Origin of the sequence: Desulfohalovibrio reitneri, from assembly GCF_000711295.1 — a bacterium.
Lineage (GTDB): Bacteria > Desulfobacterota > Desulfovibrionia > Desulfovibrionales > Desulfovibrionaceae > Desulfohalovibrio > Desulfohalovibrio reitneri.
This window is the reverse complement of the sequence record NZ_JOMJ01000004.1, coordinates 388,125-411,435: the sequence shown is the minus strand read 5'-3', so window position 1 is coordinate 411,435 and position 23,311 is coordinate 388,125. Positions and strand designations below refer to the sequence as shown.

Annotated in this window: 18 protein-coding genes and 1 tRNA gene; 10 read left to right on the top strand and 9 right to left on the bottom strand. The window is 68.0% G+C overall.

The genetic code is table 11. The annotated features are described in order from the left end of the window. Positions 1-9: 9 nt before the first annotated feature. Together N911_RS0114485 and N911_RS0114480 are read right to left on the bottom strand one after the other, a co-directional pair. A complete protein-coding gene (locus N911_RS0114485; protein WP_029898382.1) occupies positions 10-3,174 on the bottom strand; it encodes a tetratricopeptide repeat protein in 3,165 nt (1,054 codons plus the stop codon). Between the two features lie 70 nt (positions 3,175-3,244). After that, complete coding sequence (locus N911_RS0114480) at positions 3,245-4,261, bottom strand: sigma-54 interaction domain-containing protein (protein ID WP_029898380.1); 1,017 nt, start codon at positions 4,259-4,261, stop codon at positions 3,245-3,247. Between the two features lie 224 nt (positions 4,262-4,485). On the opposite strand from N911_RS0114480, the gene N911_RS0114475 reads away from it, so the two are divergent. Beyond that, a complete protein-coding gene (locus N911_RS0114475) occupies positions 4,486-5,532 on the top strand; it encodes an OmpA family protein (RefSeq protein WP_029898378.1) in 1,047 nt (348 codons plus the stop codon). 75 nt (positions 5,533-5,607) lie between these two features. On the opposite strand, the gene N911_RS0114470 is transcribed toward N911_RS0114475, so the two are convergent. From N911_RS0114470 to N911_RS0114450, 5 genes are all read right to left on the bottom strand, one after another. Further along, on the bottom strand, positions 5,608-6,537 hold the full coding sequence (locus N911_RS0114470) for a nodulation protein NodZ (RefSeq protein WP_029898376.1): 930 nt from the start codon (positions 6,535-6,537) through the stop codon (positions 5,608-5,610). A 120-nt stretch (positions 6,538-6,657) separates the two neighbouring features. Continuing rightward, the gene (locus tag N911_RS0114465; protein ID WP_029898375.1) at positions 6,658-7,014 is read right to left on the bottom strand and encodes a flagellar basal body rod C-terminal domain-containing protein; all 357 of its coding nucleotides are present in this window, start codon (positions 7,012-7,014) and stop codon (positions 6,658-6,660) included. 56 nt (positions 7,015-7,070) lie between these two features. After that, positions 7,071-7,868, bottom strand: a complete 798-nt coding sequence (gene folE2 / locus N911_RS0114460; protein WP_029898374.1) for a GTP cyclohydrolase FolE2 — start codon at positions 7,866-7,868, stop codon at positions 7,071-7,073. Between the two features lie 4 nt (positions 7,869-7,872). After that, entirely contained in the window at positions 7,873-8,292 is a 420-nt protein-coding gene (nikR, locus tag N911_RS0114455; RefSeq protein ID WP_029898372.1) for a nickel-responsive transcriptional regulator NikR, read from the bottom strand. A gap of 10 nt (positions 8,293-8,302) precedes the next feature. Then, positions 8,303-9,001, bottom strand: a complete 699-nt coding sequence (locus tag N911_RS0114450; RefSeq protein WP_029898370.1) for a class I SAM-dependent methyltransferase — start codon at positions 8,999-9,001, stop codon at positions 8,303-8,305. Between the two features lie 150 nt (positions 9,002-9,151). On the opposite strand from N911_RS0114450, the gene gcvH reads away from it, so the two are divergent. From gcvH to N911_RS0114430, 4 genes are read left to right on the top strand one after another with little or no spacing between them, the layout of a single operon-like run. Continuing rightward, on the top strand, positions 9,152-9,532 hold the full coding sequence (gene gcvH, locus N911_RS0114445; RefSeq protein ID WP_029898368.1) for a glycine cleavage system protein GcvH: 381 nt from the start codon (positions 9,152-9,154) through the stop codon (positions 9,530-9,532). Between the two features lie 34 nt (positions 9,533-9,566). Continuing rightward, positions 9,567-10,901 carry an aminomethyl-transferring glycine dehydrogenase subunit GcvPA gene (gene gcvPA, locus N911_RS0114440; protein ID WP_029898367.1) on the top strand — a complete coding sequence of 445 codons (1,335 nt, stop codon included), beginning with the start codon at positions 9,567-9,569 and terminating at the stop codon, positions 10,899-10,901. Further along, the gene (gene gcvPB / locus N911_RS0114435; RefSeq protein ID WP_029898365.1) at positions 10,898-12,385 is read left to right on the top strand and encodes an aminomethyl-transferring glycine dehydrogenase subunit GcvPB; all 1,488 of its coding nucleotides are present in this window, start codon (positions 10,898-10,900) and stop codon (positions 12,383-12,385) included. Before gcvPA ends, gcvPB begins: the two co-directional genes overlap by 4 nt. Position 12,386: 1 nt before the next feature. Further along, positions 12,387-13,769 (top strand): dihydrolipoyl dehydrogenase family protein, encoded by a 1,383-nt coding sequence (locus tag N911_RS0114430; protein ID WP_029898363.1) that lies wholly within the window; start codon positions 12,387-12,389, stop codon positions 13,767-13,769. 81 nt (positions 13,770-13,850) lie between these two features. Here N911_RS0114430 and N911_RS0114425 read toward each other — a convergent pair whose 3' ends face one another. Continuing rightward, entirely contained in the window at positions 13,851-14,924 is a 1,074-nt protein-coding gene (locus N911_RS0114425) for an EAL domain-containing protein (RefSeq protein WP_029898361.1), read from the bottom strand. 97 nt (positions 14,925-15,021) lie between these two features. On the opposite strand from N911_RS0114425, the gene tgt reads away from it, so the two are divergent. From tgt to N911_RS0114400, 5 genes are all read left to right on the top strand, one after another. Then, positions 15,022-16,137 carry a tRNA guanosine(34) transglycosylase Tgt gene (tgt, locus tag N911_RS0114420; protein ID WP_029898359.1) on the top strand — a complete coding sequence of 372 codons (1,116 nt, stop codon included), beginning with the start codon at positions 15,022-15,024 and terminating at the stop codon, positions 16,135-16,137. Between the two features lie 95 nt (positions 16,138-16,232). Further along, positions 16,233-18,323, top strand: coding sequence for a thioredoxin domain-containing protein (locus tag N911_RS0114415; RefSeq protein WP_029898357.1), 2,091 nt, complete (start codon positions 16,233-16,235; stop codon positions 18,321-18,323). Between the two features lie 56 nt (positions 18,324-18,379). Beyond that, positions 18,380-18,455: transfer RNA gene (locus tag N911_RS0114410), tRNA-His, on the top strand. Between the two features lie 73 nt (positions 18,456-18,528). Further along, on the top strand, positions 18,529-19,002 hold the full coding sequence (locus tag N911_RS17725) for a hypothetical protein (RefSeq protein ID WP_029898355.1): 474 nt from the start codon (positions 18,529-18,531) through the stop codon (positions 19,000-19,002). 62 nt (positions 19,003-19,064) lie between these two features. Beyond that, positions 19,065-21,254 carry an APC family permease gene (locus N911_RS0114400; RefSeq protein ID WP_035105579.1) on the top strand — a complete coding sequence of 730 codons (2,190 nt, stop codon included), beginning with the start codon at positions 19,065-19,067 and terminating at the stop codon, positions 21,252-21,254. A 7-nt stretch (positions 21,255-21,261) separates the two neighbouring features. Here N911_RS0114400 and selB read toward each other — a convergent pair whose 3' ends face one another. Further along, on the bottom strand, positions 21,262-23,172 hold the full coding sequence (selB, locus tag N911_RS0114395) for a selenocysteine-specific translation elongation factor (RefSeq protein ID WP_029898352.1): 1,911 nt from the start codon (positions 23,170-23,172) through the stop codon (positions 21,262-21,264). Positions 23,173-23,311: the final 139 nt, after the last annotated feature.

Here is a 23,311-nt window from a genome sequence, read left to right as displayed (position 1 = left end):
CGCCGCGGACTAGGGGCCCGTGGCGGTGAACTGTTCCGTTTCCTGTTCCAGCCGCCAGGTGTCCAGGGCGGAGCGGGCGGTGCGGGCGTAGATGCTGTCCGGCTTCTTCTCGATGACGTCCCGCAACACCTCGCGCCAGGCCTCGCGGTCGCCCATGTCGCGGTAGATACCGGCCAGGCGGATGCGGAAGGGCGCCCAGTCCTCGTCCTCGGGCGTGACCAGGCGGTCGTACTCCAGGGCCCAGTTCAGGGCGTCGTTCATCCGTCCCGCCCTTTCCGTGACGTTGATGAGCATGGTCAGCAGGTCCTTGACCTTGCCCTGGGACGCGTTCTCGGCCACGAACCCGGCCAGCGCCTCCTGGGCGTAGAGGAACTGTTTCTCCAGCTGATTCTCCCGCCCGGCCAGCACGGCCATGTAGTACAGCGCCGTTGCCCGCTCGGCGGGCGGCAGTTCGAAATCCTGGGCCAGCTTGGACCACAGCCCCTCGCTCTCCTCCAGCCGCCCCAGGTTCACCAGGGAGAGGGCATGGGCGTAGCTCACGTCCTGGCGCAGCTTCCCGGGCAGTTCCCAGTCCTTGGCCGTCTTGGCCAACCCCACCACCTCGGACCAGTTGTGGCGGCCGAGGTAGATGTCCAGGGCCAGATTCAGGGCCATTTCCGACAGTTTGCCCTGTTTCTCCCCCTCAAGGAACGGCTCGGCCAGAACCAGGGCCTTGCGGCCCTCGTCGCGCTTCCAGTAGGCCATGGCCACGGCCATGCGGGTGTCCGGCAGCAGTTCATCCCGGTTCTCCCGCAAGAAGCCGAAGCGCTCCCACATGCCCACAATGCGCGCCCAGTTGCCGTTGTCCGAAGCCCCGGCCACGGACTTCTCGAAGGCCCCGTAGCCCACCTCCTCGGCCCGGGCACGCAGGGAGTTCTTGGGGTATTTCTCGATGAATCCCTCCACCGCCGCCAACGCCTCGTCCGGCTGGCTGCGGAAGAGGTGCCACATGGCCAGTTTCAACTGGGCCAGAGGGGCCAGGGCGCTCTTGGGGTAGTCCTCCACGATGCGGCTGTATATCCGCGAGGGACGCAGGGTGAAGGGCCGGTCAAACACCGAGAACATCTGCTCGGTTGTGGGGTCGTCGTACACGCCCTCCTCGGCCAGCCGCATCTTGGCGATGAGCCCGCCCTGCTGGTCGGGGTAGCGGTCGGCCACCCGGGTGTAGACCTCCTTGGCCGGCTCCACTTTGTCCTCGCGCAGATAGATGTCGCCGATGCGGGCCAGGACCACATCCATTTCCTCCGCCCCGGGCGAGAGGTTGTAGTAGGTCCAGTAGTCCTCCTTGGCTTCCTGGTACCGCTCCAGATTGTTGGCCACGGTGCCGGAAAGGCGGAGGAAGCCCGGTGACTCCACGTAGTAGCGCGGCCAGCGCTTATCCACGAAATCCACCATCTGATAGGCTTGGTCGTAGTAGCCCAGCTCGTTGAGCGACCGGGCCAGCTTGACCGAGGCGGGCCGCACCACCCTGGAATCCGGATGGTTTTGAACCAGGGCCTGGAAATGGTCGGCCGCCTGTTGGTAGTCGCCCTCGGCGTAGTAGTGGTTGCCCCAGTAGTAGTCGATGTAAGGGATGTTCTCGTCGTTGGGGTAACGCTTCCGGAGCAGGTTGAAGTAGCCCCTGGCCTCCGGCAGGTTGCCCACCCGGAGGTTGACCAGCCCCAGATTGAGCAGGGCCTCGGCCACCCGGGGCGAATCCGGATCGGCGTTCATGGCCCGCTCGAAAGCCCCCGTTACGTCGTCGTAGTGGGCCGAAAGATTGTCCTGGTACAGCTGGAAGCGCGCCCTGGCGAGGTTGAACAGGGCGTTTTCGCGCATGTCGGCGGTCAAGCCGGGGTCCTGCAGCAGCGTTTCCAGTTCGGTCACCGCCAGCCGGTACTTGCCGCCGTTCATGGCCGCCAGGGCGCGCTGCATGGCGTCCCGCCGGTCCAGTTCAGGGTCGGGCTCCGGCTTTTCCTGTTCCGCGGTCTCCGGCGCGGGTTCCTCCGGGGCTTCCTTCGGTGCGGGCTCGCCCTCAAGGGCTGCCGTCTCCTCGGTGGCTTCCTCGGCCAGGGGCGCGTCGCGGTAGCTTTCCTCCGCCGCCCGACCGACGTCCTCGGCCGCTCCCTCCACAGCCCGGCCCGCCTCACCGGCGGCCCGTTCCACTCCGGATTCCGCCTCGGCCAGCATCTCCGGCAGGGTTTGGCGGGTGATGGGCATGCGCACCGAGCCGTTCCCCTGCCCCATTTCGCCGGGCCAGGGCCGACCGTTGGCCATGACCATGCCGGATCCCCCTGCGGTCGTGGCGGCCCGCCCTTCCGGGGCGGGGTCTCCTCCCCCCGGAACCCGGGCCGCCTCCTCCACAGGCTCGCCCCCGGGGGAGGGGACGCTTTCGGACACGCCCAGCCCGCTTTCCGGGCTCACGGCCTGGCCGTTCGCGGGCGAAGTGGAGTAGCTCGGCGCGCCCTCCGGTCCCTTGCGGCGCACTGGCGCGCGCAGGGAGAAGGGGGATTCCACGCGCGCTTCCGGCCGTTGCGCCGGTGCCATGGCAGGTTCAGGGGAAGGCTCCGGGGCGGGTTCGACAGCGGTCGCTTCCGGCTCGGCGGATTCTTCGGGTTCCGGCGGCGCGGGCTGGGCAGGCGCGGTCTCCGCCTGGGCGGGAGGTTCAGACCGTTGCTCCGGTTCCGGTGCCGGAGCCGATTCCGGCTCCGGCGACGGGGCGGGTTCGGCTTGCGCGGCATCCTCTCGGGGTTGCCAGCGGGAGCCGATGGGATCACGGAAGAACTGCACCACCACGCGCTCGCCCTGCTGGGGCATCCGGATGAAGCCGAAGCCGTCGGTTTTCAGATCCACCAGCACGCCGTCCGGGGCGGGACGCACCTCGTTGACCAGCCGGGAGTCCCCGAACCGTCTGGTGACAGGTGGTTGAACGCCGTCCCAGAACGATTGCGGGAAGTTGACCGTAACCCGGTCGGCCGCGGTGCGGGAGACCTCGGCCCGGGGCGGGGCGCGGTCGAATTCCAGGGTGAGGGTTTCCGTGGAGTCCGAGACGGACAGGGAAACGTCCAGGGCGGCCGCTGGGGCTGCCTGGAAGAGCAGAACGGCCAGGACGGCCGCAAGAAGCCGGAAGGGCCCGGCGCGAAGGAGACGTCTCACGTGTTCAACCAAGCAAAAATCGTGCTTGTTCCTCCTCGTTGCCCCTTCATCGGCTTTTCGGCCCGATTCACTACCCCTCTATCTTCTTTTTCTTGAGTTTCTCGATGAGGGTGGTGCGTTTGATGCTCAGGATTTCGGCGGCCTGGTTCTTGACCCCGTCGGCCATGGTCAGGGCCTCCCGCAGCAGCCGTTCCTCCACGGCGTCCAGGAAATCCTTCAACCCCATGTCCTGTTCGCGCAGGTGCTCGATGGTGGGCCAGACGAACCCCGCCCGGACATCCGCCTCCCTGGTCACGAGTTTGGGCCGCTCGCGCCCCATTTCCCGCCAGATTTTTTCTGGCAGGTCGCCGGGCACTATCTCCGGCCCGTCCACCAGGATGGTCATGCGCTCCATGAAGTTTTCCAGCTCGCGCACGTTGCCGGGCCAGGAGTAGGCGGCCAGCATGTCCCGCGCCTCCGGCTCCAGGCCCAGGAGCTTGCGGCCGCGCTGGTCGCAGAAGCGGTGCAGGAAGAACTCGGCCAGGGCGAGCACGTCGTCCCCGCGCTCGCGCAGGGGCGGCAGATGCAGGGGGATAACGTTGAGGCGGTAAAACAGGTCCTCGCGGAACCGTCCGGCCTCGACCTCTTTTTCCAGGTCGCGGTTGGTGGCCGTTACCACCCGCACGTCCGCCTGCTGGGTGCGGGAGCCGCCAACCTTCTCGAATTCCTTTTCCTGCAGCACGCGGAGAATCTTGACCTGCAGAGACAGGTCCATCTCCCCGATCTCGTCCAGAAACACCGTGCCGCCCTGGGCCAGTTCGAAGCGCCCGGGACGGGTGCGCACGGCATGGGTGAAGGCGCCCTTCTCATGGCCGAAAAGCTCGGATTCCAGCAGTTCCTTGGGGATGGCCCCGCAGTTTATGGGCACGAACGGCTTCTCCCGGCGGTGGGAATTGCGGTGCAGGGCGCGCACCAGCAGTTCCTTGCCCGTGCCGGACTCGCCGGTGACGAGGACGGTGGAGTCCGTGGGGGCGACCTTGGCCAGTACTCCGAAGACCTCCTTCAGAGCCGGGCTTTCGCCGATTATGCCTTCGCGGTTGAGCTGCATTCCGTGGCCGACGCGGGTTGGGTGAACAGAAAGTCGAACGCTGGTCCTTGGCCCGTGGTGTCAACGTTCTGACGGGAAGTCAACCCGAAAAACCCCTGAGTACGGAAAAAATCAACGCCCCATCCCCGCAAAGCCGGGCGTGCTTGACAAATGAAGCCACATCACATCTAACATGGAGGATAGTGGTATTCCCTCTTTTCTACCGGCAAGCAAGGAGTTGGCACATGAACGCGTCCCGAATCACCTTTCTTTTCACCACCGCGCTGCTGGCGCTGGTCCTTGCGGCCCCCGCCTTCGGCCAGGAAGCCTACATCCAGAAGGCTGACAATTTCCTGATTCTTTTCGACACCTCCGGCACCATGGCCAAGGAGCACCAGGATTCCGGCAAACCAAGGGTGGAAGTCGCCAAGGAACTGCTGCACACCATCAACAACGACATCCCCCCCTTCCCCTACAACGCGGCGCTGTACAACATCAGCCCCTGGGACCCCATCTACGGCTACACAGCCTACGAGAAGAAGCCCTTCGCCAGGGCCATCAACTCCCTGCCGTCCCAGGTGGAGGGCGGAGCCTTCAGCCATCCCACCCCGCTGGGGCAATCCATGGCCAAGGTGGCCCGCATGCTCGATGAAATGCAGGGCCGCACCGTGGTCTATATCTTCACCGACGGCGTGAACACGGACAACCGCGACCCGGTCGAGCTGGCCCACCGCATGGCCGACGAGTTCGATGTCTGCTTCCTGGTGGTCAGCCTGGCCGAGAGCAGGCAGGGACGCGAGACCGTGGAGGGCATCGCCGACGCCAACGAGTGCTCGCAGCTGGTGGACTTCGACTACGCCGTGCGCAATCCCGAGGTCTGCACCGGCCAGCTCTGCGCCGTGGCCCCGGTGGTGGGTGAGTCCGTGACCATGATCCGCGAAGGGCGCGAGTACACTCCGGTCCACGTGGCCTACTTCGGCCTGAACAAGTCCGAGTTGAAGCCCTACGCCATGGAGGACCTGGACGAGGCCGCCGGAGTGCTCAAGTCCAAGCCCGGCACCCGCTTCTACGTGGCCGGATTCACCGACGTCACCGGATCCGAGGGCTACAACGTCGAGCTTTCCAGGGCCCGGGCCATGGCCGTTCGCGACTACCTGGTGGAAAAGCACGGCATCGCCTCCAACCGCATCACCGTGAAGTGGTACGGCGAAAACGCCCCCCTTGCCACCAACGACACCGCGGCCGGACGCCGCCTGAACCGCCGCGCCGAGTACATCGTCTTCGGCAAGTAGTCGCGGACGACACCCCTCAGCACCGGACCCCGGGGCCCCAGGCTCCGGGGTCCACTCATTCGCGCCCGGGGAAATTCAGCCGATGGCCGTGCTGCGAGAAGGCGGCAGCCCGGCCAGCAGGATGGGGATGCGGGCGAAGGAGCTGGGCGCGAAGTGGATGATCTCGCTGCAATGGGCCAGCAGATACATGTCCACCAGGGCCTGCCTGCCCTTCTCCACGTTGTCCTCCCCCGGCAGGTGGCCGTGCAGCACCTCGCCGGGTTCGGGCATCATCTTCTCCGTCCAGAAGCTACCGGGAAAGAGGCGGCCCAGTGTGCGCTGCACCATGACGTTGTCCGTGCAGACGAGGAAGCGGGTGCGGGGATTCTCGGCCCGCTTGGCGGCCATGACCCTGATGAACTCCTCCAGGGGGCTCTCCAGGTCGGTGTGGCGCACATGCACCCCGCAGACCGGGGCGTCGGCCGGAAAAAGCTCCGTCCGGGTGCGCTCCACCCGCTCGGCCAAGTCCTCCCGCAGCACCACGTGCTCCCGCAGGAGCCTGCCTGCGGCCGCCACGGCGTCCAGCCCGGCGAACTCCGGCCGCACCTCGGCCAGCCTGGGCAGCAGCCCGCCAATGTACCAGTCCAGGTTGGGGGCCCAGCCCACGGCCACGGGGGCGTCCACGTCCGGTCCGCCCAGGTCGATGGAGGTGGCCTCGACCACCTCCGGACGGAAGTGGGTGTTGTCGAAAAGGTACTCGATGGCCTCGGGACGGGCCAGGTTCTCCCGCCAATACTCCGGGGCGATGTCTTCGGGAGCGGCCTTGGGCAGCGTCTCCACCTCCTCCACCCCGCGCAGCCGGAAGAACTCGTGGAAAACGTTGCCCGGCGAGTCGGCGTAGAGGCCGTCACGCCAATCCACGTGCAGGCGGCGGCCGGTGTGCAGGCAGAATCCCGCGCCCAGCAGCACGGCCTGCAGCCGGTTGCTCATGCCTCCCGAGGCCTTGATGACCAGGGTCCCGTCCATGGGCAGCCGTGATACCCCCGGGGCCGGGATTCGTCCAGCCGCCGGGCGGAGAGCCGGATAAAAAAACGCGGCCGCCGGAATGTCCGGGGCCGCGCTTGGGATAGCCCTGCTGGATAGGGACTAGACCAGTTCGTCGATGAGCGAGCCGGTGATGGCGTCCTGATTGGAAATGACGGTGGCGTTGGCCTGGTAGGCGGTCTCGGTGCGCATGAGGTCCACCATTTCCCGGCCAAGGTCCACGTTGGAGGCGCTGGCGGCATCCTTGGCCGCTCCGGAGAGGCTCGCCTCCACGCTGGCGGGAAGCGGGGCCTCGGCGGCATCGCGGCGGATGGATTCCACCTCCACGCCGCGCCCGTCCGGGCCAGTGGTCAGGGAAGCCCGCTGGGCCTGGTAGCCCGGCGTGTTCACATTGGCGATGTTGTTGGCCGCCACCCAGGCCTGCACCCCGAAGGCGTCCAACGCGCTGGCGTTGACCATGAGCGCTCCTTACCTCCCCCGTTTGGCCGAACAATACATCGCGGAGGGAGAACCGGTCAAATCGTCCCTTCCCGCTCCTTGGGCCGCAGCGTTCGCTCGATGGAGGCGAAGGCGGAATGGTTGTGGATGGACTCGAAGCTCTCCACCTCCACCCGGAACCAGGTGAAACGGCCGTCGCCGGCCAGCCCCTGGGCGCAGCCGCGCACCACGTCCTCCACGAAGCGGGGGTTGGCGAAGGCGGTCTCTGTGACCATCTTCTCGTCCTCGCGCTTGAGCACGGAGTACACCCGGCAGGAGGCCGAGGCCTCGGCCAGTTTGATCAATTCCTCCAGCCAGACGAATCCCTCGAACCGGCAGCGGATGCGCACCACCGCCCGCTGGGAGTGCGCCCCCTCCTCGGCGATGGCCTTGGAGCAGGGGCAGACCGTCATGACCGGCACGGCCACCTCCAGGGTGAAGGTCAGCGCGCCGCGCCGCCATTCCCCGTCCAGCACGCACTCGTAGTGCATCAGCCCCGGGCTGCCGGTGGCCGGGGCGCTCTGCCGCAGGAAATAGGGGAAGCGAAAGCGGGCGTGGGCCGAGTCCGCCTCCAGCTTGTCCGCCAGATCGGCCAGAAAGGTCTCCAGTGTGGACCTGTCCAGGTCGCCCTTGAACTCGCCAAGGGCCTCCACGAAGCGGCTCATGTGGGTGCCCTTGAAACGGGCGGGCAGGTCCGCAGAAAGATCCACCTCGGCCACGGTGTTCTGGCTGCCGCGCTTGCGGTCGCGGATTGTCAGGGGGTGCTTGAGCCCCTTCACACCCACCCGATCGATGGGCATGGCCACTTCACTGGGCCCGCTCTGCACGTCCTCGATGAAATCAGACAATGCCTTGCCCCGTGGTGGTCAGCCCCAGCTTGCCGTGCTTGACGCCCTTGGTGGAGATGAGCCGCTGCGCCAGCTCGCGGATGCGCTCGCCCTCGCCGCGCAGCACCAGGACCTCAAGGCAGTTGTGGTGGTCCAGGTGGACGTGCATGGTGCATTGGATGAGGTCGTGGGCGTCGTGCTGGATTTCGGTCAGCTTCTGGGCCAGATCGGACTGGTGGTGGTCGTAGACCAGGGAGAGGGTGCCCGCCTGCAGGCCGCCGGACTGCTCCCACTCCCGCTGCACAAGGGTGTTGCGGATGAGGTCGCGGATGGCCTCGCTGCGGGTCTGGTAGCTCTTCTCCTCGCACAGGGCGTCGAACCGCTCGAGCAGGTCGGAGTCGAGGGAAACGCCGAATCGGATAGTTTTGCCCATCTGTGTCCTCCTAGTCCAGTCGCAGTTCCCAGAGATTGACCGTCATGATCGAGGTGGGGCCGGTGGTGGGGCGGCTGGAGAGGCGCTCCACCCGCCAGCCCAGGGAGCGGAAGTTGTCCCAGACGTGGGCCGAGACCTCGCGCCGGGCCTCGCCCAGCCAGACCCGGCCGCCTGGTGCCAGCGCGCGCCGCAGCATGGCCTCCAGGGGCATGAAGAACCGCTTCTCGTAGACCACGTCCCCGCCCCAGGCGAGGTCGATGGACCCGGGAGCCACGGCCGGGGCGCGCCAGTCCATGGCCATCCACAAGGGGGCCGATTCCGGGGCGATGCCGTTGAGGGCCGCGTTGCGCGCCGCCTGCTCCAGCGCCTCGGGCAGCAGGTCGAAGGCGGCCACGCGCCCGCCCAGGGAGGCGGCCACCATGGCCGTCAGCCCCAGGCCGCAGCCCACGTCCAGGCAACGCTTGCCGCGCACCCGTCCCGGCTCGCGCTGCATCTGTTCGGCCACGGCCACGCCGCCGGGCCAGATTTCGGCCCAGTAGGGTATGCGGTCCTCGTCCGCGTCGTCGCCCATGGCTTCCCAGAGGGTGTCCAGGTCGCCGCGGCGCTCCACCAGCCACTCCCGCCCGCCTATCCGCACGCGCAGGCGCTGGGGCGCTTCCGGGCGATCCGCCAGGGCCGATTCCGCGCGGCCAGAGTCCACTTCCGTCATGGCCCCGGCTCTATCCCGAAACCCTCGCGCGGGCAACCCCGGGAAAGCCCACCTTGCGATCGAAGCCGATAGCCATTAAGGAAATAGAGCCTCCTTCGGGGGCATCCGCCTTCCGAAGGGGACCAGAACCAAGACAAGGAGGAACCCATAATGATTCCTGACGACGTATTGTTCAGCAAGACCCACGAGTGGGTCCGGGTGGAGGACGAGGAGGCCGTCATGGGCGTCTCCCACTTCGCCCAGGAGCAGCTCGGCGACCTGACCTTCGTGGAGGTCCCGGAAGTCGGCGCCACGTTCCAGGCCGGGGAAGAGCTCGGCAGCGTGGAGTCGGTCAAGGCCGCCAGCGAAATCTACGCCCCGGTGGCCGGGGAGGTCAGCGAGGTCAACGAGGAGCTCGAGGAGAACCCCGGGCTCATCAACGAGGACCCCTACGGCGAGGGCTGGATCTGCCGCATCCGCCTCGACGGCGAGCCCGAAGGGTTGCTCTCCCCCGACGACTACAAGAGCCTCATCGAGGAGGAGGCCCACTAGAACCTCCTCCCCTCACCTCCAACAGGGACGAATCATGCCCTACATTCCGCACACCGACGACGAGCGCCAGGCCATGCTCGGCACGGTGGGCGCGGGAAGCGTGGAGGAGGTCTTCGCCGAAATAGGCGAAGACCTCCGCCCGCGCTCCTTCGACCTGCCCGAGGCCCGCAGCGAGATGGAGGTGGTCAAGCACCTCGAATTCCTCGCCTCCAAGAACGCCACCCATGTGACCAGCTTCCTTGGCGCGGGCTTCTACGACCACTACATTCCCGAGGCCGTCGATGCCCTGGCCGGGCGCGGCGAGTTTTACACCGCCTACACCCCCTACCAGCCCGAGGCCTCGCAGGGCACCCTGCAGGCCATCTACGAATACCAGACGGCCGTGGCCCGCCTGATGGGCATGGAATGCGCCAACGCCAGCGTCTACGACGGCGGCACGGCCATTTTCGAGGCCATGATGATGGCCGTGCGCTCCACCAAGCGCCGCCGCTTCGTCATTTCGGAAGCGGTCAATCCCATCTACCGCATCATGCTCACCTCCTACACCTCCAACCTGGATTTGGAGCTCGTCACCGTGCCCCACAAGGACGGGGTGACGGACGTGGAGGGGCTGATCGCGGCCATCGACGACAAGACGGCCGCCGTTTTGGTGCAGAACCCCAACTTCTTCGGCAACATCGCCGACTTCGAGCGCGTCTTCGCCGCGGCCAAGGAGAAGAAGGCCCTGTCCGTTCTCTCCGCCTACCCCGTGCTGCAGAGCGTGCTCAAGACCCCGGGCGAGATGGGCGCGGACATCGCCGTGGCCGAGGGCCAGTCCCTGGGCCTGCCGCTGTCCTTCGGCGGCCCTTACCTGGGCATCATGGCCTGCACCCGCAAGCTAGTGCGCCAGCTTCCCGGCCGCATCGCCGGCCGCACCCAGGACACCGAGGGGCGCACCGGCTACGTGCTCACCCTGCAAGCAAGGGAACAGCACATCCGCCGGGCCAAGGCCACCTCCAATATCTGCTCCAACCAGGCGCTGTGCGCCATGCGGGCCATCATTCATGTCTGCCTGCTGGGGCAGGAGGGACTGCGCCGCACCGCCCTGCTCTCCATGGAGCGGGCCCGTTACGCCGCCGAGCGGCTGACCGCCATCCCCGGCGTGGAGCTGCTCAGCGACCAGCCCTTCGGCAACGAGTTCGCCGTGCGGCTGCCCATGGACGCCGCCCTGGCCATCGACCGCCTCTCCATGCGCGGCGTGGTGCCCGGCTTCCCGCTGGGCCGCTACTACGAGGGCATGGAAGACTGCCTGCTGGTGGCCTGCACCGAGAAGCAGACCACCGAGGACGTCGGGGTCATGGCCGAAATGATCGGAGGGCTGGTCCGATGAAGAACTGTCCCACCAAGACCGGAAGCGTCCCCACCGTGTTCGACAAGTCCGCGCACGGGCGCGAGGGAACCTGGCCCGAAAAGCCGACAGTCTCGGCCGGGGACCTGCTGCCCGGCGACCTGCTGCGCAAGGAGGACTCCGGGCTGCCCCACCTCAGCGAGCTGGACGTGGTGCGCCACTTCTCCGAGCTGTCGCGCCGCAACTTCGGGGTGGACACCAACTTCTACCCCTTGGGCTCCTGCACCATGAAGTACAACCCGCGCTTCCTGGAGACCGTGGCCGCGCTGCCCGGCTTCGCCAGGCTGCACCCGGCCATGCCGCAGCTGCAGGGCGCGGGGCGCATGTGCCAGGGCGCGCTGGAAGTCATGCACGAGATGGAAAGCCTCTTGTGCGAGATCACCGGCATGGCGGGCTTCACCCTGCACCCCATGGCCGGGGCCCACGGCGAGCTGACCGGAGCCATGCTCATCGCCGCCTACCACAAGGCCAAGGGCAACAAGAAGACCAAGGTCATCTGCCCGGACTCCGCCCACGGCACCAACCCCGCCTCGGCCGCCCTGGCCGGGTTCGACGTGGTCAACATCGAGAGCGTGGACGGCATCCTCGATCCGGAAAAGCTGGCCGAGGCCCTGGACGACGACACCGCCGCGGTTATGATGACCTGCCCCAACACCCTGGGGCTGTTCGAGAAGCACCTGCCCGAGATCGTGGAAATGATCCACGCCAAGGACGCCCTGCTCTACTACGACGGGGCCAACCTCAACGCCATCCTGGGCAAGCTGCGCGTGGGCGACGCCGGGTTTGACGTGGTCCACCTGAACCTGCACAAGACCTTCGGCACCCCCCACGGCGGGGGCGGCCCCGGCTCCGGGCCGGTGGGCGTCAGCGAAAAGCTCATGCCCTACCTTCCCATCTCCCGGGTCAAGAAGCTGGAGGACGGCCTCTTCACCCTGGACTACGACCACCCCGAGTCCATCGGCTACGTGGCCCCCTTCTACGGCAACTTCGGCGTCTACCTGAAGGCCTTCGCCTACATCCTCCGCCTGGGCGGGGAGGGGCTGCTCCGCGTCTCGGAGAACGCCGTGCTGGCGGCCAACTACCTGCGCAAGAAGCTGGAGGACGTGCTGGAGATTCCCTACAACCGGGTCTGCATGCACGAGTTCGTGGCCTCCGCCCAGAAGCTGGCCGAGGAGAACGAGGTGCGCGCCGTGGACATGGCCAAGGCCCTGCTGGAGCGCGGCCACCACGCCCCCACGGTCTACTTCCCGCTCATCGTCAAGGAATGCATGATGATCGAGCCCACCGAGACCGAGAGCCTGCAAACCCTGGACGAGTTCGTCGAGGACCTGCGGGACATCGTGCGGGTGGCGCGGGAAAACCCCGAGGCGGTCAAGGCCGCGCCCCAGAACCTGCCCGTGACCCGCCTGGACGAGACCAAGGCGGCGCGGGAGATGGTCATCACCCAGCCCCGCGAGGAGGCGTAGCATGACCTGGGACCTCATCGTGGTGGGCGGCGGCCCCGCCGGGTTCGCCGCCGCGCTGGACGGCGCCCGGGCCGGGCTGTCCGTCTGCCTGGTGGAAAAGGGCGATCTGGGCGGCACCTGCCTCAACTGGGGCTGCATCCCCACCAAGTTCCTCCTGGGCGGCACGGCCGCCTCGGAGGAGCTGGCGGTGCAGCGCAAGTTCAAGGCGGCGCAGGGGGAGGTCAGCTTCTCCCTGCCCGCCATGCACAAGCGCAAGGACAGGCTCATCCAGGGCACCCGCCAGGCCATGGAAAAACGGCTGGAGGCGGCCGGGGTGAAGCTCGTCCGGGGCGAGGCCCGGCTGGACGGCCCGGACCGCCTGGAAGTCCACCGCGCGGACGACGCCTCGGGCGACATCCACATCCTGGAATTCGAGCACTGCCTGCTGGCCACCGGCTCCAAGACCTTCGCGCCCTCCTCCATGCAGCCGGACGGCGAGGCGGTGCTGGACTCCGACCAGATCCTCTCCCTGGAGGAAGTCCCCGAATCGCTCATCATCGTGGGCGGCGGGGTCATCGGCGTGGAGATGGGCCAGGTCTTCGAGCGGCTGGGCTCCGCCATCACCGTGGTGGAGGCCATGGACCGCCTCATCCCCTGGGAGGACCCCGAGGTTTCCCAGGAGATGGGCAAGATCCTCAAACGCAAGAAGTGGAAGCTCCTCACCGGCCAGAAGGTCGCCTCGCTGGTCACGCGCGACGGCAAGGCGCACCTCGCCCTGGAATCCGGCGAGGAGGTCACCGCGGACAAGGCGCTGGTCTGCATCGGCCGCCAGCCCGCCACCCGGGGGCTGAAGGTCTCCGCGGCCGGGGGCGAGATTACCGAGCGCGGTTTCGTGAAGGTGGACGGCGACCTCAAGGCGGCCGAGCGCGTCTACTGCGCGGGCGACGCCAACGGCCGGGCCATGCTGGCCCACGCCGCGGAGCATCAGGCCCGATGGGCGGTGAAGCACATCACCGGCAGGGCGGAGGGCCCCTACTCCGACCTGGGCCTGCCCTCCTGCATCTACGGTTCGCCCGAGTCCATGCGGGTGGGGCGCATGGCCCAAGAGCTCAAGGAACAGGGCCAGGAGGCCCTGGTCTCCCGCTACAACCTGGCGGCCAACCCCATCGCCCAGGCCCACGGAGCCACCCAGGGCTTCGTCAAGGTGGTCTGGAGCGCGGGCAAGACCCCGCGCGTGCGCGGCGTCACCGCCGTGGGGCACGGCGTCACCGGCCTGACCACCCTGGCCGAGGTCATGGTGCGCCAGGAGTGGACCCGCGAGCAGTGCCTGGACATCATCTACCCCCACCCCTCCATCGACGAATCGCTCATGGAGGCTTGCCGGGAGAAGCCGGAAGCGGTCTAGCCGCGACAGCGAAATACCAATAATCGAAAGCCCGGCGGGGAAATCCGCCGGGCTTTTTTCGTACCGTTCTCCACGTCGCCCTTATCCGGCCGGAACCACCGGCGCTTGCGGCGGGTTGCCCGGCCTGGCGAAAAGGAAGCCCTGGGCCAGGTGGGCGCCGTGTTGGCAGAGCCAGCGCCATTCTCCCTCGGTCTCCACGCCCTCGGCGATGCTGGTCACGCCCACCTGGTCGGCCAGCTTGAGCATGTTGGCGCAGATGGCCGCCTTGAACTCGTCGCGGTCCACGTTGCGGATGAGCTGCAGGTCCATCTTCATGTAGTCCGGTTTGAGGCGGGAGAGCAGGTTCAGCGAGCCGTAGCCCGCGCCCAGGTCGTCCAGGGCCACCTGGAAGCCGTTCTCGCGGTAGTAGCGCAGCACGTCCAGCAGGTGGTCCGTGTCATCCACCTCCTCGCTCTCCACCACCTCGAAGACGATCTGTTCCGGCGACAGCCCGGCCTCCTCGATGGCCGCCAGGGTGGTCTTGAGGCAGTACTCCGGGTTGTAGATGGAGGTGGGCAGGAAGTTGATGAAGACCTTGCCCTCCAGCCCCGCCGTGGCCGCGTTGCGCACCGAGGAGATGCGGGCGGCCCGGTCCAGGTAGAAGAGCAGGTCGGCGTGGCGGGCGATGTCGAACATCTCGCCGGGCGGCACCGGCTCCCCCTTGGCGTTCAGCCCGCGCAGCAGGCATTCGTGGGCGAAGGGCCGGGAGGGCTCTGAGCAGTGCACGATGGGCTGGAACCAGGTGGTCAGCCGCTCCGCCTTGAGGATGTCCAGCAGCCATTCCCCCTGAATCCGGTTGACCAGCACGCTGAGCGGCTCCATGGAGGCCAGCCCGGCCGGTGTCAGTTCCTCGCCCTCGGCCAGAAGCAGGGATTTGGTGTCCCGGGTTTCGGCCAGGGAAAGGCGGCAGAGGTAGCTGGAGCAGAGCTCGCTCAGGTCTTTGGATGTGACCGGCACGGCGTAGACGTTGTCGTACGGCTCGGACAGGTCCAGGCCCAGGCTGGTGACGTAGCTGCGGATGTCCGCGCCGGTGGGGGATATGGGCGGCACAAGGTAGAGGGTCCCTTTCCCGGGCAGCGGGTCGGGCAGGGTTTCGCAACGGGAGCAACTGTGCATGCGTGGTCGACCTCCACCGGACAGTCTACAGGAAAACCCGCTTCGCGGGCAACTCGCCCTTTACTTGCCAGCGGAAATGCACTACCGCGCAAGGGCCATGCGCACCCCCGGAGAATTCACCCTGCACGCCCGTGACGGCAAGGCCCGCCGCGCCACCCTGCAGACGGCCCACGGCCCGGTCCAGACCCCGGTCTTCATGCCCGTGGGCACGGTGGGCACGGTCAAGGCCGTGGACCCGCGCGACCTGGCCGAGGTGGGCGCGCAGATGATTCTGGGCAACACCTACCACCTCTACCTTCGCCCCGGGCACGAGCTGGTGGCCCGCCGGGGCGGCCTGCACACCTTCATGGGCTGGGACGGCCCCATCCTCACCGACTCCGGCGGCTACCAGGTCTTCTCCCTCACGGAGCTGCGCAAGATCGAGGAGGAGGGCGTCACCTTCCGCTCCCATCTGGACGGCTCCCCCCACCTCTTCACCCCGGAGAAGGTGGTTGAAATCCAACGCAACCTGAACTCCGACGTGATGATGGTGCTGGACGAGTGCCCCCCGGCCGGGGCCGAGCGCGACTACGTGGCCAACTCCCTGGAGCTGACCACCCGCTGGGCGCGCCGCTGCCGCCAGGCCTATCCCGCCGGGGCGGGAGACAACCTGCTCTTCGGCATCGTCCAGGGCGGCGTGTTCGAGGATTTGCGCCGGGAGAGCGCGGAGCAGCTCATGGACATCGGCTTCGAGGGCTACGCCCTGGGCGGGCTGTCCGTGGGCGAGGCCAAGGAGGACATGTACCGCATTCTGCGCGCCTCCACCCCCGTGCTGCCCGAGGAGAAGCCCCGCTACCTGATGGGCGTGGGCACGCCCGAGGACATTTTGGAGGGCGTCGCGAACGGGGTGGACCTCTTCGACTGCGTGCTGCCCACCCGCAACGCGCGCAACGGCACGCTCTACACCTCGCGCGGCAAGGTCAACATCAAGCGGGCGGACTTCGCCGAGGACGACTCCCCCCTGGACCCGGCCTGCCCCTGCTACACCTGCCGCACCTTCACCAAGGCCTACCTGCGCCACCTCTACAAGGCCGGGGAGCTGCTCTCCTACCGGCTGAACACCATCCACAACCTGCGCTACTTCCTGGACCTCACCGCCGGGGCGCGGGCCGCCATCGAAGAGGGCCGCTTCGCGGACTACCGCCGCGACGCCCTGGCCCCCTACTCCGGCTGACCTCCGCCCTTTTCCGCTCTCCCCACTGGACTCGTTCGCCCGGGGCACGTACCCTGTACTGTGACCAGTTTTCCCGCACGATCCCTGGAGGACCCATGGCCAACCGGCTGGCGAACGAAAAGAGCCCGTACCTTTTGCAGCACAAGGACAACCCCGTGGACTGGATGCCCTGGGGCGAGGAGGCCTTCGCCGAGGCCAAGCGGCGGGACAAGCCGCTCTTCGTCTCCATCGGCTACTCCACCTGCCACTGGTGCCACGTCATGGAGCGCGAATGCTTCGAGGACGAGGAGGTGGCTGGGCTGATGAACCAGCACTTCGTCAACGTCAAGGTGGACCGCGAGGAGCGGCCGGACGTGGACTCGGTGTACATGACCGTCTGCCAGATGCTCACCGGCTCGGGCGGCTGGCCGCTGAACGTGGTCCTGACCCCGGACGGGCAGGCCTTCTTCGCCGGAACCTACTTTCCCAAGGCGTCCGTGCAAGGCCGCATCGGCATGCTGGAGCTGGTGCCCAGACTGGGCCAGCTGTGGCACGAGGAACGCGAGCGGGCAGTGACCTCGGCCTCCCAGATCACCGAGCACCTGCGCAAGATCGAGTCCGGCAACGCCGGGGACGGCCTGGGCGAATCCGAAATGCGGTCCTGTTTCGCCGAGCTGGAAAAGGCCTTCGACGCCGAGCGCGGCGGCTTCGGGCACGCGCCCAAGTTCCCCTCCCCGCACAACTTGCTCTTCCTGCTGCGCCACGCCCGCCGCTTCGGCCAGGACAAGGCCGTGGACATGGTGGAAAAAACCCTCCACGCCATGCGGCTGGGCGGCATCCACGACCACGTGGGCCACGGCTTCCACCGCTACTCCACGGACCGCGAATGGCTTGTGCCCCACTTCGAAAAGATGCTCTACGACCAGGCCATGCTGACCATGGCCTACACCGAAGGCTACCAGGCCACCGGCGACGAGGCCTTCCGCCGCACGGCCGGGGAGACCATCGCCTACGTCCTGCGCGAGCTTCGGGACGGCGAGGGCGGCTTTCTCAGCGCCTGGGACGCCGACTCCGAGGGCGAGGAAGGGCTGTTCTACCTCTGGACCGAGGAGGAAATCCGCGCCGCCCTTGGTCCCGATTCCCCGGAGGCGGACCTCTTCATCCGCCTCTACAACATTACCAGCGAGGGCAACTACCTGGACGAGGCCACCCAGCGCCGCACCGGCCGCAACATCCCCCACCTGACCAGGCCCCTGGACGACCGGGCGGGCGAACCGGAGATGTCCGCCGATGAGCTGCGGGAGAAGATGGAATCCATCCGGCAACGCCTGCTGGCGGTGCGCGACGAGCGCGTGCGGCCACACCTGGACGACAAGGTGCTGGCGGAATGGAACGGCCTGATGATCGCCGCCCTGGCCAAGGCGGCCAAGGCCATCGACCCGGCCCACGCCGAGCACGCCGCCCGGGCCGCCGATTTCGTCCTGAGCCACATGCGCGACGGCTCCGGCAGGCTGCTGCGGCGCTTCCGGCAGGGCGAGGCGGCCATGCCCGCCACGGCCGCGGACTACGCCTGCATGGCCTGGGGGCTGGCGGAGCTGTACGAGGCCACCCTGGAGGAACGCTGGCTGGAGGAAGCGGCCGGGCTGGCCGAAGACATGATCCGCCACTTCTGGGACGAGGAGGAAGGCGGCTTCTTCACCACCGCCTCGGACGCCGAGAACCTGCTGGTGCGGCAGAAGGAGGCCATGGACGGGGCCATCCCCTCGGGCAACTCCGTGGCCTGGACCGCCCTGCTCAAGCTGGCCCGCATGACCGAACGGAAGCCCTTCACCTCCAAGGCGGAGGAGATGGGCCGGGCCTTTTCCGCCAAGGCCGCCCAGCATCCGGCCGCCTTCACCTTCCTGCTCTGCGGGGCGGACCTGGCCGCGGGCGACGGGCCGGACATCGTCATCACCGGGGACCGCGCCGCGCCGGAAACCATGCTCCTGCACCGCGAGGCCTGCCGCCCCTACCTGCCGGACGCGGTCATCCTCTTCCGCGACCAAGTGGATCCGGAGCGCATCGAAACGCTGGCCCCGCTCACGCGCGGCAAGGAACCGGCCGACGGCCGGGCCACGGCCCACGTTTGCCGCGACAAGGCCTGCCGCCCCCCGGTGACCGATCCGGTGGACCTGGTCAACCTGCTGGCGGGGGAAAAAGGCGGATGACTCCCTCAACCACTTGACCGATGCGCGCTGAGTGTGTATCTGACTTCCCCTTTGCGGCGAACGTAGCTCAGTAGGCAGAGCACATGGTTGTGGCCCATGGGGTCGTGGGTTCAAATCCCATCGTTCGCCCCACTTTTCGCAAGACGCCTCCGGAACCATCGTTCCGGGGGCGTCTTGTTCGTTCAGCACCGGAGGCGGAACGGGCATGATTCTGGGACACGCGGCCACCGCCGCCCTCGGCCGCCGCCTGACACACGCGCCCTGGGCAGCCCTGCTCCTTGGGGCCTTCGCCCCGGACCTGATGGACAAGCCCCTGGGGCTTCTGGGCCTCACCGGCAGCCGGGCCGTGGGGCACACCGGGGTCATGCTGCTGGCCGCCGGGCTGGTCTGCTTGCTGCTTATCCGTTTCCACCGGCTGCGCCCCGCCACCGCCCTGGCCTTCCTGGGCATGTGGATCGTCCATCTGGCCGGTGATCTGGCCGCCCCGCGCATGCTGTTCTGGCCCCTGCTCGGCCCCCTGCCCCAGCCCTCGGGCGAGGGAATCTGGGCCGCCCTGCGCGGCTACGCCTTTTTCTACCTGCGTCCGGACTTCACCCGGGCAATGTTCTGGCTGGACGCGGGCTGCCTGCTGGCGGCCGGGCTGGCCTGGTGGCCCGCCTCACGGCGCAAGCGGGTATAATTCCCCGCCCGGGAGTGGCCCGCCGGGGGCGGCCGTGCTACCCTGCCGCCGCAGGAGCACCCATGCCGCAGCAACAGAAACCCGCCACGCGACGGTTCGGCGCATTCTCCGGCGTCTTCACGCCCACCATCCTGACCATCCTGGGCCTCATCCTCTTTCTGCGCACCGGCTGGCTGGTGGGCCAGACCGGCATGCTCGGGGCCCTGGCCATCGTCGGCCTCGCCTGCCTCATCTCCCTGTGCACCGGGCTGTCCCTGTCCGCCATCGCCTCCAACATGCGGGTGGGGGTGGGCGGCTCCTATTTCATGATCTCGCGCACACTTGGGCTGCAGATCGGCGGGGCCATCGGCATCCCGCTCTACCTTTCCCAGGCCGTGTCCGTGGCCTTCTACGTCATCGGCTTCACCGAGGCCCTGGTGAACGTCTTTCCCCAGTTCCCGCCCAACCTCACGGCCACGGCCGTGGTGCTGCTCTTCGGCCTGCTGGCCTACGTGGGCGCGGGAGTGGCCATCAAGGTGCAGTACGTCATCATGGGCGTGCTGGGGCTGGCCCTGCTGTCCTTCTTCGCGGGAGGGCTGACCGGCTGGACCACGCCGGAGATGCTGCCCCCCGAGGGCGCTGCGGCCACGCCGCTGGCCGCCTTCGCCGTGTTCTTCCCGGCGGTCACGGGAATCACCGTGGGCGTCTCCATGTCCGGCGACCTGCGCGATCCCGGCCGCGACATTCCCAAGGGGACCCTCTCGGCCATCGGTGTTTCCACCCTGATCTACCTGCTGGCCGTGGTCTGGCTGGCCATGCACAACGATCCCGAGCAACTGCGCTCCGACACCTTCATCATGCACACCAACGCCCGCTGGCCCTGGCTCATCCTGGCCGGGGTGTGGGCCTCCACCCTGTCCTCCGCCCTGGGCACCATCACCGCCGCGCCGCGCGTACTGCAGTCCCTGGCCCGGGACAGGGTGGCCCCGCGCGGGCTGGCCTCCAACCTGGGCAGCCGCACCGAGCCCCGCGCGGCCGTGCTGCTGACCACCGTGTTGGCCCTGGGGGTCATTTGGCTGGGCGACCTGGATTTCGTGGCCCCCATCATCACCATGTTCTTTCTCAACACCTACGGCATGGTGAACACCACCGCCGGGCTGGAGAAGCTGGTAGGCAACCCCAGCTACCGCCCGGCCTTCAACACCCCCTGGCCGGTCTCCCTGCTGGGCGCGCTGGGCTGCTACGCGACCATGGTGCTCATCAACCCCCTGGCCACCCTCTTCGCGGTGGTGGCCAGCTATTCCATCTTCTTCCTGCTCTCCCGCCGCTCCCTGCGGCAGAACTGGGGCGACCTGCGCTCCGGCATCTGGTACACCCTGGCCCGCCACGCCCTGCTCATGCTGGAGTTCTCCCCCCGCCACGCCAAGAACTGGCGGCCCAACCTGCTGGCCATGGTCTCCCTGACCGAAGGGCGCGACTGCCTCATGGAGGCGGGTTCCTGGCTGTGCAGCGGCAACGGCATGGTCACTTTCTACCACCTCACCCCGCCGCCCGAGCCGCCCCATTCCCCCCACGCCTTCCGCGACACGGTGAAGAAATCCCTGGACAAAAAGGTGGCCGAGATGGACGTGGCCGCTTTCGCCGAATGCGCCATCACCGAGGACTTCGACGAGGGGGTCATGGCCGTGAGCCAGGCCCTGGGCGTGACCGTGCTGGAGACCAACACCGTGCTCATGGGGCTGGGCGAGAGCGAGGAGACCGTGGCCCGGCAGGTGCGCCTGACCCAGAGGCTGCTGGAACTGCGCAAGTCGGTGCTCTTCTTCCGCCCGCCCGCGGACTGCTCCTTCGGAGAACGGGAGCGCATCGACGTCTGGTGGCGAGGCCGCGACCGCAACGGCGAACTGATGCTGCTGCTGGCCCACCTGGTGCACATCAATCCCTCCTGGGAACACGCCGAAATGCGTGTGCTGCGCTACATCGAGCACGAGGAGGGACGCGAGCAGGCGTCCGAATCCACCCGCGAACTGCTGGCCGAGGCGCGGGTGCGGGCCGAGGTCATGGTGCTGGTCAAAAGCGGGGAGGAACAGACCTTCGCCGAGGTCTTCGAGGGGTCCAGCCAGGACGCGGACCTGGTGGTGCTGAGCATGCCCCCGCCGGACACGGAGCACGCCGAGGGCCAGGCCAGGCGCATACTGGAACGACTCAAGCTCACGGACCGGGCCGTGCTGCTGGCCCGCAGCGGCGAGGTGGAGGACGTGCTGGGCGCGGAGTAGGCCCGGCTCAGCCCGCCTTTTCCCGCAGCAGCCGCTTGTCCCCCACGCGCACGGTCAGCCGCTCCTTGTCGAAGTGCTCCAGCAGGGGGATGGCGTACTTGCGCGACAACCCCGTCAGCTCGCGCATCTCGCCCGGCCCCAGGTCGTCGTGGTCGCGGAACCAGCCGCGCACCATGTCCCGTAGCTTCTCCATGGCCTCGGCCGCGAAGAACATGTCCTCCTTGACCTTGACCAGCTCCCCCTGCTCCACCAGCAGCTTGAACATGGGCGCGGCCTCGGTGCGGGTTATGTCCAGTTCCTCCAAAACGTCCTTCTGGTTGGGCGGCGCGGTGTCGCCCCGGCGGTAGGCGGCCATGATGCCGGAACGCAGCTTGTCCTGGTCCGCGGCCAGGGAAACCCGGTGGCCGGGCAGCTTGAGCAGATCCCCCTCCAGGGCCAGTTCCTCCCGCTTGAGCAGCCGCTCCACCAGGAAGTGCACCAGCCTGGGGTGTTTGCCCTTGCCCCAGGAGGAGGCCAGCTCCCCCCGGCCGATGCCCGCCTTCATGGGGTTGTTCCGATGGAAGCCGGCCATGAACTCCAGCATGTCCGAGGACAGCGCCTCGGCCGCGCTGCCGGCCACGTAGGCGCGGGAGTCGCGGTCGAAGAGCAGGGCCGCCTGCTTGCCGCCAAGGGATTGCAGCACCTTTTCCAGTTCCTTGCGCGGCAGGTCGGTGGCCACCATGAGCTCGGCGAAGGTGCGGCCCGCCTCGCCCGCCAGCTCCAGGGAGGCGGTGACCATCTCCGCCGGGTCGCCGGATTCCAGCCGCTCCAGGTGGCGCAGCTCGTCGGAGAAGCGGCGCGGCTTGCGCGGCAGGGGATTGAGCACCTCCCCGCCGCCGATGGTGCGCAGGGGGGAGAAAGAGCGCAGCACCACCCTCTCGCCGCGCACCGCGGGCAGGGGATGGGGCAGCCGCACCTGGGCCAGGCATTCCTCGCCCGGCTTGAGTTCGTCGCGGTCAAGCAGGTGGATGCGGGCCAGCACTTCTCGGCTGCCGTGGTGGAAATGGACCTCGCGCCGGTGGCGCAGGGAGCGCGGGGAGGAGGACAGCAGCCGCAGGCGGAAATCCCAGGAATACGACGGGAACAGGCTGCCCGGCGCGGCCACCACGTCCCCCCGGCGCACCTCCTCGGTCTCCACGCCGGAGAGGTTCACGGCGCAGCGGTTGCCCATCTCCACGCACTCGGCCGACTCACCGTGCCGCTGCAGCCCGCGCACCTTGACCTGCCGCCCCCGGGGGTAGATGGCGGCGTCCTGCCCGGTGCGGATTTTGCCCGCTGTGAGGGTGCCGGTGATGACCGTGCCGAAGCCGCGCATGGAGAACACCCGGTCCACGGGCAAGCGCGGCAGGTCGGAGCGGGGCCGCTCTGAGGCGGTCTCCGAGGCCCTGGCGATGGCCGCCCGCAGATCCTCCAGCCCTTCGCCGGTCTTGGCGGAAACGCCCACCACCTCGGCCTCGGCCAGAAAGGTGTCCGCCAGGTACTCCCGCACCTCTTCGGCGGCCAGCTCCCGCAGATCCTCTTCCACCGCGTCGATCTTGCTCAGGGCCACCAGCCCGGAGCGCACGTCGAGCAGCTGGCAGATTTCCAGGTGCTCGCGCGTCTGGGGCATGACGCCCTCGTCAGCGGCCACCACCAGCATGACGAAGTCGATGCCGGCGGCCCCGGAGACCATGTGCTTGACGAACTTCTCGTGGCCGGGGACGTCCACCACGCCGATGGAACCGCCGCCGGGCATTTCCAGCTGGGCGAACCCCAGTTCGATGGTGATGCCGCGCTTCTTCTCCTCGGCCAGCCGGTCGCAGTCCACGCCGGTCAGGGCCCGCACGAGGGTCGTCTTGCCGTGGTCGATGTGTCCGGCTGTTCCCAGAACGTAGGCCATGCGTCCTCCAGATCGGCCAACCTAGCCGCGCGATGCGTTCAAGGCAAGATGCCCGCTCGCCCGATGCACGGATACCGTCCCGTTTTTGTTCGGCAAGAGGTTGTCTTAATCTCTACCGAAGGGTAACAAGGTAGGCTAC

What these genes read in the sequence shown, in the direction of transcription:
- selB (WP_029898352.1), bottom strand. Translation starts at nt 23,172, where the DNA reads ATGGCCTACGTTCTGGGAACAGCCGGACACATCGACCACGGCAAGACG.
- N911_RS0114480 (WP_029898380.1), bottom strand. Translation starts at nt 4,261, where the DNA reads ATGCAGCTCAACCGCGAAGGCATAATCGGCGAAAGCCCGGCTCTGAAG.
- N911_RS17725 (WP_029898355.1), top strand. Translation starts at nt 18,529, where the DNA reads ATGATTCTGGGACACGCGGCCACCGCCGCCCTCGGCCGCCGCCTGACA.
- N911_RS0114430 (WP_029898363.1), top strand. Translation starts at nt 12,387, where the DNA reads ATGACCTGGGACCTCATCGTGGTGGGCGGCGGCCCCGCCGGGTTCGCC.
- N911_RS0114465 (WP_029898375.1), bottom strand. Translation starts at nt 7,014, where the DNA reads ATGGTCAACGCCAGCGCGTTGGACGCCTTCGGGGTGCAGGCCTGGGTG.
- tgt (WP_029898359.1), top strand. Translation starts at nt 15,022, where the DNA reads ATGCGCACCCCCGGAGAATTCACCCTGCACGCCCGTGACGGCAAGGCC.
- gcvH (WP_029898368.1), top strand. Translation starts at nt 9,152, where the DNA reads ATGATTCCTGACGACGTATTGTTCAGCAAGACCCACGAGTGGGTCCGG.
- N911_RS0114415 (WP_029898357.1), top strand. Translation starts at nt 16,233, where the DNA reads ATGGCCAACCGGCTGGCGAACGAAAAGAGCCCGTACCTTTTGCAGCAC.
- gcvPA (WP_029898367.1), top strand. Translation starts at nt 9,567, where the DNA reads ATGCCCTACATTCCGCACACCGACGACGAGCGCCAGGCCATGCTCGGC.
- N911_RS0114400 (WP_035105579.1), top strand. Translation starts at nt 19,065, where the DNA reads ATGCCGCAGCAACAGAAACCCGCCACGCGACGGTTCGGCGCATTCTCC.
- gcvPB (WP_029898365.1), top strand. Translation starts at nt 10,898, where the DNA reads ATGAAGAACTGTCCCACCAAGACCGGAAGCGTCCCCACCGTGTTCGAC.
- N911_RS0114425 (WP_029898361.1), bottom strand. Translation starts at nt 14,924, where the DNA reads ATGCACAGTTGCTCCCGTTGCGAAACCCTGCCCGACCCGCTGCCCGGG.
- N911_RS0114475 (WP_029898378.1), top strand. Translation starts at nt 4,486, where the DNA reads ATGAACGCGTCCCGAATCACCTTTCTTTTCACCACCGCGCTGCTGGCG.
- nikR (WP_029898372.1), bottom strand. Translation starts at nt 8,292, where the DNA reads ATGGGCAAAACTATCCGATTCGGCGTTTCCCTCGACTCCGACCTGCTC.
- N911_RS0114450 (WP_029898370.1), bottom strand. Translation starts at nt 9,001, where the DNA reads ATGACGGAAGTGGACTCTGGCCGCGCGGAATCGGCCCTGGCGGATCGC.
- N911_RS0114470 (WP_029898376.1), bottom strand. Translation starts at nt 6,537, where the DNA reads ATGGACGGGACCCTGGTCATCAAGGCCTCGGGAGGCATGAGCAACCGG.